The 14,337-nt window shown below is 67.9% G+C and carries 14 protein-coding genes; 12 read left to right on the top strand and 2 right to left on the bottom strand.

What is annotated here, in order from left to right; translation table 11 throughout:
* Positions 1-30: 30 nt before the first annotated feature.
* Both AC1DVA_RS07405 and AC1DVA_RS07400 read right to left on the bottom strand, forming a co-directional pair.
* On the bottom strand, positions 31-1,065 hold the full coding sequence (locus AC1DVA_RS07405) for an N-acetylglucosamine-6-phosphate deacetylase (protein ID WP_476805514.1): 1,035 nt from the start codon (positions 1,063-1,065) through the stop codon (positions 31-33).
* A 2-nt stretch (positions 1,066-1,067) separates the two neighbouring features.
* Positions 1,068-1,814: a glucosamine-6-phosphate deaminase gene (locus AC1DVA_RS07400; RefSeq protein ID WP_476805513.1), complete on the bottom strand. Its 747-nt coding sequence runs from the start codon at positions 1,812-1,814 to the stop codon at positions 1,068-1,070.
* 116 nt (positions 1,815-1,930) lie between these two features.
* Here AC1DVA_RS07400 and AC1DVA_RS07395 point away from each other — a divergent pair, with 116 nt between their 5' ends.
* The 12 genes from AC1DVA_RS07395 to AC1DVA_RS07340 all read left to right on the top strand — a co-directional run bounded on the left by AC1DVA_RS07395 (position 1,931) and on the right by AC1DVA_RS07340 (position 14,332).
* Positions 1,931-3,115 carry an ROK family protein gene (locus tag AC1DVA_RS07395; protein WP_476805512.1) on the top strand — a complete coding sequence of 395 codons (1,185 nt, stop codon included), beginning with the start codon at positions 1,931-1,933 and terminating at the stop codon, positions 3,113-3,115.
* 149 nt (positions 3,116-3,264) lie between these two features.
* Positions 3,265-4,440: an extracellular solute-binding protein gene (locus AC1DVA_RS07390; protein ID WP_265050705.1), complete on the top strand. Its 1,176-nt coding sequence runs from the start codon at positions 3,265-3,267 to the stop codon at positions 4,438-4,440.
* A gap of 2 nt (positions 4,441-4,442) precedes the next feature.
* Positions 4,443-5,462 (top strand): Gfo/Idh/MocA family protein, encoded by a 1,020-nt coding sequence (locus AC1DVA_RS07385; protein WP_476805511.1) that lies wholly within the window; start codon positions 4,443-4,445, stop codon positions 5,460-5,462.
* Positions 5,463-5,613: 151 nt separating this feature from the next.
* Complete coding sequence (locus AC1DVA_RS07380) at positions 5,614-6,624, top strand: Gfo/Idh/MocA family protein (protein WP_476805510.1); 1,011 nt, start codon at positions 5,614-5,616, stop codon at positions 6,622-6,624.
* 50 nt (positions 6,625-6,674) lie between these two features.
* A complete protein-coding gene (locus AC1DVA_RS07375) occupies positions 6,675-7,394 on the top strand; it encodes a GntR family transcriptional regulator (RefSeq protein ID WP_265050708.1) in 720 nt (239 codons plus the stop codon).
* Positions 7,391-8,920 carry a xylulokinase gene (locus tag AC1DVA_RS07370; protein ID WP_476805509.1) on the top strand — a complete coding sequence of 510 codons (1,530 nt, stop codon included), beginning with the start codon at positions 7,391-7,393 and terminating at the stop codon, positions 8,918-8,920. Before AC1DVA_RS07375 ends, AC1DVA_RS07370 begins: the two co-directional genes overlap by 4 nt.
* Positions 8,921-8,932: 12 nt before the next feature.
* Positions 8,933-9,745, top strand: coding sequence for a BtpA/SgcQ family protein (locus tag AC1DVA_RS07365; protein ID WP_265050710.1), 813 nt, complete (start codon positions 8,933-8,935; stop codon positions 9,743-9,745).
* 1 nt (position 9,746) lies between these two features.
* Positions 9,747-10,541, top strand: a complete 795-nt coding sequence (locus AC1DVA_RS07360; RefSeq protein WP_476805508.1) for an SDR family NAD(P)-dependent oxidoreductase — start codon at positions 9,747-9,749, stop codon at positions 10,539-10,541.
* Position 10,542: 1 nt separating this feature from the next.
* A complete protein-coding gene (locus AC1DVA_RS07355; protein ID WP_265050712.1) occupies positions 10,543-11,499 on the top strand; it encodes an ABC transporter permease in 957 nt (318 codons plus the stop codon).
* 39 nt (positions 11,500-11,538) lie between these two features.
* Positions 11,539-12,498 (top strand): sugar ABC transporter substrate-binding protein, encoded by a 960-nt coding sequence (locus tag AC1DVA_RS07350; RefSeq protein ID WP_476805507.1) that lies wholly within the window; start codon positions 11,539-11,541, stop codon positions 12,496-12,498.
* A 137-nt stretch (positions 12,499-12,635) separates the two neighbouring features.
* Positions 12,636-13,397 carry an ATP-binding cassette domain-containing protein gene (locus tag AC1DVA_RS07345; RefSeq protein WP_265050714.1) on the top strand — a complete coding sequence of 254 codons (762 nt, stop codon included), beginning with the start codon at positions 12,636-12,638 and terminating at the stop codon, positions 13,395-13,397.
* A gap of 5 nt (positions 13,398-13,402) precedes the next feature.
* Positions 13,403-14,332 (top strand): nucleoside hydrolase, encoded by a 930-nt coding sequence (locus AC1DVA_RS07340; protein WP_476805506.1) that lies wholly within the window; start codon positions 13,403-13,405, stop codon positions 14,330-14,332.
* Positions 14,333-14,337 lie beyond the last annotated feature (5 nt).

The raw sequence follows: 14,337 nt of genomic DNA, 5'->3' as shown, positions 1-14,337 counted from the left end.
CTCCCCTTCTTGCTTTGGATGGTGACGTCTTCAGGCTGCCGCATGGGCGGCGAAGTCGCGGGTGAGGTCGCCGATCCGCGCGCCGCGGACGTGCAGCTCCGGCGACCATTCGATCTCGCTCTTCGGCAGGGCGATGCCCGCCGCTTGGAGCGCTGCGGCGATGCAGGCCAGCGCATGGGTCGAGGCCATGGCGACCGCCTCCTCCGGCGTCGCGAGGCCCCAGGCCACGACGTTGCGCACGGCATCGTCGAGCTTCAGTGCCGAACCCGCCAGCGAAGCGCCGCCCGGCTGGCGCACCGAGCCATCGGCAGCGAGGTCGACCGGCATGCCGGCGAAGCTGTAGCGCCCCGGCACGGCGCCGGCTGCGACCACCGCATCGGTGACGAGGATCGAGCGTTCGAAACCCTTGGCCCGGATCAGGCTCTTGAGGGCTTTCGGGTGGATATGGATGCCATCCGCGATGAAGCCCGCCATGAGCCGATCTTCCGCGAGCTGCGCGAAAAGCGGATTGACGAGCTTGTGCAATTGCTGCGGCAGGCCGTTGCCGAGATGGGTCGAAAGCGTCGCGCCTGCATCGGCAGCGACTGCGACGGTCTCGAAATCCGCGGCGGAATGCCCGATGGCGACAACCTTGCCCATTCCCGCCAGCTTGCCGGCAAGCGCGACGCCGCCCTCGACCTCCGGCGCCAGCGTCACCATCAGGATCGGCCGCGACAGCAAGGTTTCGAGATGCGCGACCAGTTCGGCGGTTGCGGCCGTCATCGCCTCCGGCGGATGGCAGCCCGCATAGCCGGCAGACGGGTTCAGGAATGGCCCTTCGAGGTGATAGCCAGGGCACATCAGCGGCCCGAGCCGGCTCTCGCTCACCGCCCTGTCGAGCGCCCGGAAGCGCTCTTCCAGCTCCTGCGGATGCGCGGTGATGATCGTCGGCAGGCAGATGGTGACGCCCGTCGCCAGCATCGCCTCCAGCGCCCGGTCCAGTTCGGCGGCCGTGATCGTGCCGGAGTTGAAGTCCACTCCGGCAAAGCCGTTGACCTGCAGATCGACGAGACCGGGCGTGCGCATCGTCAGCCCTTCCGCTCCAGCAGCGAGGCCGCCGCCGGATCGATGAACAGCACCGTACGCTTATGCGTCTGCAGGATCGAGGCGGGCGCGAGATTGCTCACCGGGCCTTCCAGCGCCGCCTTGGCGGCCTCGGCCTTGCGCGTGTCGGACACCGCCAGGATGATCAATTCGCTCTTCAGGATCTGGCGGATGCTCATCGAGATCGCCTGTTGCGGCACCGCCTCGAAGCTCGGGAACCAGCCCTCGCCGAATTGCTGCTGCCGGCAGGCCTCGTCCAGCGTCACCACCAGATAGGGCTGCTCGGTCTCGAAATCGGCCGGCGGATCGTTGAAGGCAAGGTGGCAGTTCTCGCCAATCCCGGCGAAGCAGACGGCGATGCGCCGGCCGGCGATCAGCGTATTGAGCTGCTCCACCGCCGCCTGCGGGTCGCCCTCGCCGTCGACGGGGATGAAGCGCGGCGCGTCGTTGAGCGGCGCCATGAAACGCTCGCGCAGATAGCGGCGGAAGCTTGCCGGATGGCTCTCGCTCAGGCCGACATATTCGTCGAGATGGAACGCCGTGACCTTGGACCAGTCGATGCCCTCGGCCGCCACCAGGTGCTGCAGCATCTCGAACTGGCTCGCGCCGGTCGCCACGATGACGGTCGCCTCGCCGTGGCGGGCAAGCTCATCCCGGATCGCCTGCGCGCCGAGCGCCGCTGCCTGCCGGCCGAGCGCCTCCTTGTCGGAGGCGAGATGCATCTCGATCATCGATTTTTGAACCTTTTACGTCAGGAAATTTTCGATATTCTAGCAACGAGCTTATGAAGCTCAGCCCGAAACGCAATGATTAATTTTGAACGCAACCGTTCTGAATAGAGCCACCCGTGTCGCTGCTGACCCTCGACGAGAACCGCCTCTCCCTCGCCCATGACCGGGACTGCGCGCGCATCTACCGGCTGATCCTGAACGGCCAGGCCCATTCGCGCACCGATATCGGCCGCATGCTGGAACTGCGCTCGACCAGCGTCTCGCGCGTCGTCGGCGATCTCATTGCGCGCCGCCTGGTCATCGAGACCGTCGGCGAGGCCGCCGGGCGCGGGCGGCCGCCAGCGATCCTCGTCGCCCATACCCGCCGCATCGGCGCTTCCGTCATCTATGTCTCCAGCCAGTCCCTCTCGGGAGCATTGGTCGATCTCAACGGCCATCTCGTCGCCGAGCGCCGCAGGGCCATCGCCGGCGAAGCCGACAATGCCGCGATCGCGGAGGCCATGGCCGAGCTGGCGCGCGACCTGCTCGACGCGATGCCGCCCGGCATGAGCCATGCCGGCACCGCCGTTTCGCTCTCCGGCCTGATCGATCTGAAGCGCGGCCAATGGCTGCTGGCCTCGCGCTGGCCGCGCATGCGCGGGCTCGACATCGGCGCCGTGCTCGCGCCGGTTGCCGGTCCGGTCGAGATCTGCCGCAACCTCGACGCCGAATTGCGGGCCCGCGCCGCGCGCGAGCCCGAGCAGTTCGCGGGCGGGACCATCCTGCTGCACTGGGGCTGGGGCATCGGCCTGAGCTTTGCCGTCGACAGCGAGCCCTTCGCGCCGGCCGGTTCCTTCGGCGAGATCGGGCATTGGCGCGTGGCGGCTCTGGGCGGGCGCCCCTGCGGCTGCGGCAACACCGCCTGCCTCGAGACCGGCGCCGCGCTCTGGTCGCTGCTGCCGGCGCTGCGGCGCCATTGGCCCGACCTCGACCAGGACGAGATCCGCCTCGCCCGGCAGCTCGCCGGTCTCGATCTGGTGGCCCTGCCGGAGATCGAGACGGCGGCGCAACTCCTCGCCCGCGCGCTCGCCAATGCCTGCCGCCTGCTCTTCCCCACGCGGATCGCGGTGAGCGGCCCGTTCTCCGCCAATCCCCAGCTCTGGGCCCTGTTCAACACGCTGTTCCGCGCCGAAGGCACGATGGACGGCTTCGCGGTACCGGACCTCGCGGGCGTGCCAGCCAGCCATCTCTACGAGATTCACGGCGCCGCCGCGCCTTTGCTCAGCCGCGCGACCGAGGCGCTGCTGCTGGAAAGAGGCTGATCCACTCGCGCCATATGCTCCAATCCGATGCCCGCCATGCCGCGGAATGCGCTGGCGCACGCACGGGTGGTGCACTAGTATCCCAGGCTAGAGCTCCCGATGCCGCGGACGGCATCGACACAAGAGAGCCGTGAACCCAGGGAGAGAACATGACTTATCCGACACGCCGTACCGTCATGGCCGGAGCAGCCGGCCTCGCCGCCTTGAAAGCCGGCGGAGCGCTGGCGCAGAGCGCCCCCGTGGCACTCAACATTATCGACGTAGCCGGCAACCTGCAGCTGACGCAGGCGGCCATCGAGAAGTTCGCCAAGGACAATCCGAAGCTGATCTCGCGGCTGAACTTCTCGCGCGCGCCTTCGCCCGAGCTGCCGGCCAAGCTCAAGGCACAGCAGCAGGCCAACCGCGTCGATATCGACCTCGTGCTCACCGGCCCCGGCGCCATGTCGGACGGCATCCAGCAGGGGCTCTGGGTCGACGTGTGGAAGTCCCACGCCAAGGACCTGCCGAAGCCGGAGGAGGTCTATCACGAGCAGGCGCTGATGATGCAGCGCAACTTCGGCCAGAACGAAGGCGTCGCCGTCGTGTATTCCCCGTCGGGCCCGCTCTTCGAATATGCGCCCGAGCGCCTCAAGAGCGTGCCGAAGACGGCCGAAGACCTGCTCGCCTATGTCAAGCAGAACCCGAAGCGCTTCACCTATGCCCGCCCCGTCAATTCAGGCCCCGGCTGGACCTGGCTCATGGGCCTGCCCTACATCCTCGGCGATGCCGACCCGACCGACCCGATCAAGGGCTGGGACAAGAGCTGGGCCTATCTCAAGGAGCTCGGCACCGGCGTCGACTACTATCCGGGCGGCACCGCCGCGACGATGAAGGAGCTCGGCGAAGGCACGCGCGACGTCATCGTCTCGACCTTGGGCTGGGACATCAATCCCCGCGTCCTCGGCATCGTGCCGAAGGAGGCCAAGGTCTTCGTCCTCGCCAACACGCACTGGATTCCCGACACCCAGTTCATGTGCATCCCCAGGGGCGTGGGAGCCGACAAGATGCCGGCCCTCGTCGCGCTGATGGCCCATATGCTCAAGCCCGAGGCACAGGCCGTGACCTACGACAAGGGCTATTTCTATCCGGGCCCGGCCGTGAAGGGCGTGACGCTCGCCATGGCGCCGCAGGAGAGCCGCGACATCCTCGCCGAATATGGCCGGCCGGAATATGATGGGCTGATCACCAGCCTGCCGACCCGCCCGCCGCTGACGCCCGAGCGCCTCGTCGCCGCCTTCCGGCGCTGGGACCAGGAGATCGGCGTCGGCCACGGAGCTCCCCAGTAGCCATGCGCTTTGCCGCCATCGGCCTCGACCACCGCCATATCTACCATATGGTCGGTGGTCTCCTCGAAGCCGGCGCGACCTGCGTCGGCTTCGACCCCGCGACCAGCGATGAACGCGTCCTCACCGGCTTCCGCGAGCGTTTTCCCGATCTGGCGGAGAGCACGGCCGACCGGCTGATCGACGACGCGTCCATCGACCTGATCGTCTGTGCCGCCATTCCGGCGCAGCGCGCCGACATCGCCATCCGCGCCATGCGGGCCGGCAAGGACGTGATGGTCGACAAGCCCGGCGTCACCAGCTTCGATCAGCTTGCCGCGGTGGAGAAGGCCGCCGCCGAGACCGGGCGGATCTTCTCGATCTGCTTCTCCGAGCGCTTCATCGTTCCCGCCACGATAATAGCCGGCAAATTGATTGCCGATGGCGCGATCGGACGCGTCGTGCAGACGCTTGGAGTCGGCCCTCACCGCCTCAACCGCGCGATCCGGCCGGATTGGTTCTTCGACAAGCGCCATTATGGCGGCATCCTCACCGACATCGCCTCGCACCAGATCGACCAGTTCCTGCATTTCACCGGCTCGGAGGGCGCCGAGATCATAGCCTCCGGCGTCGGCCATTTCGGCGTTCCCGATCTGCCCGACTTCGAGGATTTCGGCGAGGCTCTGCTGCGCAGCGACAGGGCCGGCGGCTATGTCCGCGTCGACTGGTTCACCGCCGACGGGCTGTCGACCTGGGGCGACGGCCGCCTCACCATTTTGGGCACCGAAGGCACGATCGAGATGCGTAAATATGTCGACATCGCCGGCCGCCCCGGCACCGACCACGTCTTCCTGGTCGACAAGGCCGGCACCCGCCACATCGACGCTTCCAGCGAGCCCCTGACCTACTTCCGCAATCTGATCGCCGATATCGGCGCCCGCAGCGAAACCGCGATGAGCCAGCGCCACGCCTTCACCGTCTGCCGGCTCGCGCTGGAGGCGCAGGAGAGGGCGGCCTGGCTGCCGGCTCGACCGAATAACGCATGAGTGTCATCCCGGGTCGCAGCGCAGCGGAGACCCGTCCATGCCTGAACCTTTGCCGGAAGCGCTCCGGCATGGATCCCGGATCGGCGGGCTTCGCCGCTTGTCCGGGATGACCGCGGTTGAAACGATTTAACGAGGACGGGGATCGCCTGACATGACACGCAAGCTCGGCATCGCCGTGATCGGGCTCGGCCCGGCTTCCTTGCCGCACTCCAAAAGCCTCCTCGACCTCGCCGATCGTGCGGATGTGCGCTGGGCCGTGAGCCGGACGCCGGATCGCGCCGAAGCCTATGCCAGACAATTCCCCTTCCCGACGACCACCGATCTCGATGCCGTGCTGACAGACCCTGCCGTCGATGCCGCCATCGTCCTGACCCCGCCGAGCAGCCATCTCGACGTCTCCGCACTCTGCCTTGAAGCCGGCAAACATGTTCTCGTCGAGAAGCCGCTGGAATTGACCAGCGAGCGCGGCCAGCGCCTCGTCGACACCGCGCGCCGCACCGGCAGGACCTTCGGCGTCGTGCTGCAGCACCGCTTCCGCCCGGCAAGCCTGCGCCTGAAAGCCGCCCTGCAATCGGGCGAACTCGGCACGCTCGAAGCCGCTTTCCTCTCCGTCCCATGGTGGCGCCCCCAGAGCTATTACGACGAACCCGGACGGGGCACGATTGCCCGCGATGGCGGCGGCGTGCTGCTGACGCAGGCGATCCACTCGCTCGACCTGTTCCGCTCGCTTGTCGGCGTCTCCAGGGTCGTCGCGGCGCAGGCTCGCACCACCGCGCTCCACCGCATGGAGACCGAGGACTACGTCTCGGCGTTGCTGGAAACCGGCAATGGTGCACCCGCCACGCTGGTGACGACGACCGCCGCCTATCCCGGCTATCCCGAGCGTATCGAGATCACCGGCACCAAGGGTTTCGCGGCCCTGATCGGCGGGCGCTTGCGCCTCGCTTTCCTCGACGGAAGCGAGGAGATCGTCGAGGCCGAGGGCTCGACCGGCAGCGGCGCCAACATCATGGACTTCCCGCATGATGCCCACCGGGCCGTCATCGCCGACTTCATCGATGCGATCGCGCAAGGCCGCGACCCCATCGTCACCGGTGAGGAGGCGCTGAGCTCGCAAAGGCTCGTCGACGATATTTTGCAGGCGGCGCGGCGCAGCGCTTGACTTGTATCTGATTTGTATCTTCCTATGCGGCATCCCGCCGGGAGTGTCGCATGGTTCGCTATCAGGAGATCGCCCACAGTCTCGAACTCGGCCTTGCGGCCGGGGGGGACGCTGCCCGGGCGATTCCCTCGGAGCATGAGCTCTGCGAACGCTACGGCGCCAGCCGCACGACGATCCGCGCGGCACTGAAGCAATTGCAGGACCAGGGGCTGATCGAGCGCCGGCAGGGCAAGGGCACCTTCTACCGGCCGCGCCACATCACCAAGCATCTCGGCAGCATCGTCGACTTCCACAGCGAGGCCCGCATGGCGGGCCGCGTGCCGAAGACGCAGGTTCTCGCTCTAACCTCCCGCGGGGCGACGCCGGCCGAATTCGCGCTGTTCGGCGGCGATATCGCCAAAGACGGCATCGTCGAGCTCCTGCGCCTGCGCAGCCTCGACGATCAGCCGGCCGTGCTGCAGCGCTCGCGCCTCGGTGCCGCCGTGCTCGGCGAGGCGAAGGCGGACGCGCTGATGAACGCCTCGCTCTATCGCTATCTCGCCGAATGCCGCGGCATCCATGTCGCCACGGTCGAGGAAACGCTGGAGCCCCTCGCTGCGGGCGTCGAGGATGCCGGCCATCTCGGCATCCCCGCCGGCACGGCGATCTTCCGCTCGCAGCGCGTCGCCCGCGATGGGATCGGAGCCGTCGTCGAGGTCAGCGACAACCTGATCCGCGGCGACATCTACCGCTTCACCATCCGCCGGCAGGTCGGGAGCGCCGCATCATGAGTGTGGTTCTTGCCTGCGACCTCGGCGGCACCAGCTTCCGCGCCGCGCTCGTCGACGCGCAGGGCCGTACGCTTGCGGAAAGCGTCATCATCGGCCCGACGCTGATCGACCGCATGGGCTGGTCGGAGGTCGATGCCGAAGCCTGGTGGACGATCTTCAGCGAAGCGGCCGACCAACTCGCCGAGGCCGAACCGGAGCTGTTCGGCGCGGTCGAGGGCATCGCCATCTGCGGCGTCACGCGCACACAGGTCTTCCTCGGCCGTGACGGGCGCCAGCTCCGGCCGGCCATCACCTGGAAAGATACCCGTTCGGAAGCCGCGGCGGCGCGGCTGCGTGGCCGGCTCGGCAGCCATCCCGAGGCCGAGCGCATCAACGCCTTCCACCCGCTGGCTCGCCTCGCCTGGCTGGCCGAGGAAGAAAGCGCGTGCTTCAGAGCCCTGGCCAGCGTGCTGGATCCTAAGGATTGGCTCAATTTCCGCCTCACCGGCAAGCAAGGGGGAGACCCCGTCTCGATGGCCCGGCTCATGGCCTGCACCGAAGGGACGGAAAGCGGCGCCCCCCTTGCGGCCATCGGGCTGACGGCCTCCGTCATCCCGCCAGTGCTGGAGCCCTGTGCGGTGCTGGCACCGGTTCAGCCCGGTCTGCCGGGTGCGCTCGGCCGGCTGGCGGGCGTCCCCGTCTTCTGCTCGTCGAGCGACACATGGGTCGCCGTCACCGGGCTCGGCGCGATGCGGGCCGGATTCGCCTACAACATCTCCGGCACCACCGAAGTCCTCGGCGTCGTCGGCGAGAACGCCGCTGCCGCGGAAGGCCTGCTGACGGTTGACTGGCGCGGCCTCTGGCAGCTTGGCGGCCCCAGCCAGAACGGTGCCGATACCGCCGCTTGGCTGGTCTCGCTGCTCCACGGCACAGAACGCGGTTTCGCCAGCGTCGGCGACGGCATCGGCAAGCTCCTCGCCGGGCGCCGGCATCCGCAGCCGCTCGTCTTCCTGCCCTATCTCCAGGGTGAGCGCGTACCCTATTGGAATCCGGCTTTACGCGGCGCCTTCCTCGGCCTCGGCCGCCAGCACGGTGCGACCGATCTCGCTTACGCCGTGCTGGAGGGCGTCGCCTTCCTCAACCGCATCGTGCTCGAACGGGCCGAGGCCGCACTCGGCGGCCCGGTCGGCGAAATCCGCTTCGGCGGCGGTGCCGCTTCCAATCCGGTCTGGGCGCAGATCAAGGCGGATATCTGCAACCGCCCGGTCGTGGTCGGCGCGGCGAAGGAACCCGGCCTGCTCGGCGCCGCCATCATCGCCTGGACCGGCCTCGGCCGCTTCCCCTCGCTCGCGGTGGCGCAAGAGACACTCGTCGCTCCCGCCCGCCGCTATGAGCCGAGCCCCGCCCGCCGCGACGCCTACGACGCGCTCTTTTCCGTCTTCCGCCGCGCCGAGGCCGCGCTCGCTCCCGTCTCGGCCGATCTCGCCGGGCTCTCGCGCAGCGCCGGCAGCCTGCCCGGCATCCATACCCCGCCATCGCTTCCGTAAGGACCCGACGCCATGAAGACCCTCGTTCAGACCGAATATGGCCGCGACCACCTACTGGTCGGCTGCGTCCATACGCTCGCCTTGCCCGGCACGCCGCTCTACGACCGCAGCGGCGGCATGCGGAAGATCGTCAACCAGGCGAAGGAAGAAGCCAGGATCCTGGAGGAGGCCGGCTTCCACGCTCTGCTCTACACCAATGAATCCGATATGCCCTATGAGTCGAACATGCCGGTCGAGGTCGTCGCGGCGATGACCGAGGTGATCGCCGAATGCCAGGCGCGGACGAAGCTGCCGCACGGCGTCAACATGCTGATCGACCCGCCAGCCTCCATCGCCGTCGCCCATGCCACCGGCGGGCGCTTCGTGCGCGCCTTCCTGACCGGGCTGCTCGCCGGCGACATCGGCATGATGACGCCGGATGGCGCCCGCGCCCTGCGCCTGCGCGCCAATCTCGGCGCCGAGAACATCCGCATCATCTGCAACGTCACGCCGGGCTTCTCGATCAATCTCGACAATCGCCCGGTCGAGCAGCTCGCCTCCGGCGCGGTCTTCATCGGGCTTGCGGATATCGTCTGCGTCGGCGGGCCCGCTGCCGGCAAGGAGGCCGATATCGCGGTGATCGAGCGCGTCGCGAAGCAGGTCTCGGACACGCCCGTCGCGGTCGGCACCGGCGTCGCCGAGGAGAATATCGCACGGCTCGCGGAGGTCGCCGAGATCTTCATCATCGGCACCTCGATCAAGAAGGACCGCCAGACCCTGAATCCGGTCGACCCGAAGCGCGCCGAGGCGCTGGTGCGCGCCTATGAAGCCCGCAAGGCCGCCTGAGATGGACAGGCCCGCACCCGCAAAGCCCGTCACCCTCGTCACCGGCGCCTCCGGCGGCATCGGCTCGGCGCTTGCCTTGGCGCTTGCAGCGGCAGGCCATCGCCTCGTGCTCTGCGGGCTCGATCCGGGCGGGCTCGACGCTGTGGCCGCGGAGGTCGCGGCCGCAGGAGGCGAAGCGGCGACGCTGGCCGGCGATGTCCGCGAGCGCGACTTTGCGCAGGCCGCCGTCGATCTCGCCACCTCCCGCTTCGGCCGGCTCGACCATCTCGTCACGGGTGCCGGCGCCTCGCGCCCGGTGCCATTGGTCGAGATGGAGGATGACGAGTGGGACAAGCTCGTCGACATCAACCTCTCGGCCGTCTTCCGCATCTCGAAGGCCGCCGCGCGGCAGATGATCGATCAGGCCGAAGGCGGCGCCATCGTCCACATCTCCTCGATCGCTCATGCCAATGGCGGCGCTAATCTCGCCTATGGCTCGGCCAAGGGTGGCGTCGCGACGCTGACCTACGGCATGGCCCAGCAGCTCGGCCGGCATGGCATCCGCGTGAATGCAGTTGCGCCCGGCATCATCGATACGCCAATGGTGAGGAACGGATTCGCCCAGCACTTCAACGCGCTGGTCGAGGGCGCGGCGTTGCGCACGCCGCTGGGGAGATTGGGACGGCCCGAGGATGTCGCCAACGTGATCGCTTTCCTGCTCTCGCCGGGCGCCGCCTTCGTCACCGGGGCGCTGATCCCGATCACCGGCGGCATCGAGATTCTCTCGCCGATCTCCACCATCGCGAAGGGGGCCTGAATTGGGCCGCATCGACCCGCGTGAGGTGATCGGGCGCTATGGCACGGCTCTCGCCGGGCTGGCCCTGATCCTGTTCTTCCTGATCTTCGCGCCGAACTTCGCCAGCGCCACCAACATCATCAACGTGCTGAAGGATACGAGCTTCCTCGCCATCCTGGCACTCGGCTTCGCGCTCGCCTTCACCGTGGCGGAGCTCGATCTCTCCGTGGCGGAGATGGCGAGCCTGGCCGCCGTCGTCTGCGGCTGGCTGGTGCAGTTGCAATATCCGCCCATCGTCGCCGTCGCGGCGGCGCTCGGCGTCGGCATCGTGCTCGGCTCGCTCAACGGCTACGGCGTCACCGTGCTGCGCATCCCCTCGCTGATCATGACGCTCGGCACTGCCGCGATCGCCAAGGGCCTCGCCTTCATGATCACCCAGGGCGTCGCCTTCGTCGGGCGCTGGCCGGTCGGCTTCACCGGGCTGGCGCGCGGCTATACCTTCGGCATCCCAAATCTCGTGCTCTGGATGGCCGGCGCCACGCTCTTCGCCTGGGGGCTCGTTAAATGGACCAGGACTGGCGCCCATATGGTCGCGACCGGCGAGGCCGATGAAGCCGCACGGCTCGCCGGCATCGCGACGGCGCGGATGAAGCGCATCGGCCTGCTGCTCGCCGGGGTCTTCGCCAGCATCATGGCCGTGCTGCTAGCCGCCAACCTGTCCTCGGCGGCGCCGAACATGGCCGGCGACTACCTGCTCTACGCCATCGCCGCCGTTCTGCTCGGCATGACCATGTTCGATCCGGGCAAGCCCAACATCCCGGGCACGGTCTTCGCGGCGCTGGTGCTCAAGGTGCTCGGCAACGGCTTGGTGCTGCTCGGCGCGCCCTATTACATTCAGGACATCGTGCTCGGCGCGATCATCATCGGCTCGGTCGCCTTCTCGGCCAGCGCGATGAAGAAGGCGGCGTTCAAGGTCTAGTGCGGATATAAACGATCCATAACGAGGGGAGTGGTTTCGATGTTCGGCAAGAGTGGGCTTGGTTTGAGGAACATGCTGGTGGCCGCCGCCGCGCTCGTCGCGCTCGGGCAACCGGCCGGGGCCTTCGAGGTCGGCATCATCGGCTTCCAGTTCTCGTCGGAGACGCATGCCCGCGTCGCCAACGCCGCCGCGGCCGCCGCCAAGGCCAAGGGCTGGGGCGTCACGCTGCTGAACTCGGAAGGCGCGCTGCCGAAGCACGCCGAGCAGTTCGACGCGCTGATCGCCAAGAAGGTCGACGCCATCATCATCGCCATGGGCAAGCCGGTCGAGGCCGACGCCCAGTTCAAGGCGGCCAAGGACGCCAAGATCCCCGTCATCACGGTCCAGTCCGGTTCGAGCCCGCACGCGCTCTTCGACATCCAGACCAACGAATACAAGGTCGGAGCCGAGGCCGCGCTCTATCTGCTCGGCCAGCTCGGCTATCAGGGCAACATCGTTAGCGCCCGCTTCGACCTCAACGTCGCCTCGCGCATCCGCGGCCGCCTGCTCGACGCCGTCCTCGCCGAGAACCAGGCGGTGAAGGAGCTCGGCAAATTCTCCATGGCGCGCACCCAAAGCTGGCGCGACGACGTCCGCGCCGGCATGCAGGCGCTGCTGCTGCAGAACCAGGGCAAGATCAACGGCATCTGGGCATCCTTCGACGGACAGGCCTACATTATCGACGACCTGCTGCAGGCGCAGGGCGTGAAGAAGGGCCAGATCCCGCTGATCTCGGTCGATGGCGGCAAGGAGAGCTACGAGCGCATCGCCGATCCCGCCTCGACTTTCGTCGCCACGGTCGCGATCCCGTTCGAGGAGATGGGCAAGCAGGCCGTCGACGCGATCCAGGCGATCGTCGTCGAGAAGAAGCCGAAGGAGACCATCGCGTCGGGCCCCTATCTCTTCACGGAAGCCGTGCTGGTCGACAAGAACAACGTCCAGCAGTTTCTGAAGAAGTAAGGACGCGAACCGTCATGCTCGGGCTTGCCTCGAGCATCTCGGAAACCTGCGCCCTCTCGTCCTGAGATTCCCGGGTCGAAGCCTGCTTCGCCCGGGAATGACGGCAAGCCGTTCCGCAATCCCCGGATGATCCATCCATGACCCCCACCCCCCTCCTCTCGCTGCGCGGCATCGGCAAGAGCTACGGCCCGGTCGTCGCTGTCAGCGACGTTGATCTCGACATCTTCCCTGGCGAGGTCGTGGCCTTGTGCGGCGACAACGGTGCCGGCAAGTCGAGCCTGATCAAGGTGATCTCCGGCGCGGAGGAGGCGACGGCCGGCACGATCAGCCTGCGCGGCAAGCCCGTCACCTTCGCCTCGCCGCATGATGCGCTCGAGAACGGGGTCGCGACGATCTATCAGGACCTAGCGCTGGCCCCGCGCCTCTCCATCGCCCAGAACGTCTTCATGGGCTCGGAGCTGACCAAGCCGGTGCTGCTGCCCTTCCTGCGCATCCTCGACAAGAAGCGGATGATCGCGGAATCGCAGCGCTACCTGTCGCAGCTCTCCGCCGCCGTCACAGACATGACCCGCCCCGTCGAGCGGCTCTCCGGCGGCCAGCGTCAGGCCGTCGCGATCTCCCGCGCCCTGCGCTGGAACGCCGAGATCATCATCATGGACGAGCCGACCGCCGCACTCGGCGTCAAGGAGAGCGCGCTCGTGCTCGACCTCATCCGCAAGCTCAAGGCCGACGGGCGCACCGTCATCCTGATCAGCCACAACATGCGCGATGTCGTGGCGCTGGCCGACCGCGTCATCATCATGGGCGCCGGGCGCAAATACGTCGACCGCCCGCTTGGGGACCTCACCGCCGACGACATCGCCCATCTGATCATGGCCGGCAACGCCAAGGCGGCCTGACAACCATGCGCGAGACGATCATCGTCGATACCGATCCGGGGCAGGACGACGCCGTCGCGCTGCTGCTCGCCTTCGCCAGCCGGGATCAGCTCGATGTCAAGGCGATAACGACGGTCGCCGGCAACGTCCCGGTCGCTCAGACCACGGCGAATGCGCTGCGCATCCGCGACCTGGGCGAACGCGCCGACATCCCCGTCCATCGCGGCGCCGAAGGCCCCCTCGTCTTCCCGCTTGAAACGGCCGAATTCGTCTGCGGTCCGGATGGGCTCGCGGGGGCGGGGCTTCCTGCGCCTGCAAGCGAAGCCGCACCCGGCCATGCCGTGCAGACGATCATCGACATCTGCCGTGCGGCCCCGGAGGGTGGAATCACGCTCTGCCCGCTCGGGCCGCTGACCAATCTGGCGCTCGCCTTCCGGCTCGCGCCGGACATCCTACCGAAGGTGAAGCGCATCGTGGTGATGGGCGGCGCCATCGGGCTCGGCAACATCACGCCCGCGGCCGAGTTCAACACCTATGTCGATCCGCACGCCGCCGCGGTCGTCTTCGGCTGCGGCCGCCCGATCGTGATGTTCGGCCTCGGCGTCACGCTCCAGGCTATTGCCAGCCACGCGCAGATCGCGTGCATCGGCACGCTCGGCACCAGAACGGGCACGGCGATACACGGGATGCTCGTCCGCCCACGCCCCGGCGGACTCGGCTCCGACGGCCATCCGATGCACGACCCCTGTGTCATCGCCTTTCTGCTCTGGCCGGAGCTGTTCGACGGGCGTGATTGCTTCGTCACGGTCGAGACCGGCGATAACCCCTTGCGCGGCCGCACCACGATCGACTGGAACGGACGGCTGAAACAGGTGCCCAACGCCCATGTCGTCTCGGCCGTGAAGGCCCATGAGCTGTTCGAGCGCCTGATCGAGCGCCTCGCCACCTTGCCCTGAGAGTT

This window comes from Allobosea sp. P4_C6 (assembly GCF_056402015.1).
Note: the sequence above shows the minus strand (reverse complement) of the source record. Positions and strands in the feature narration are given on the sequence as shown.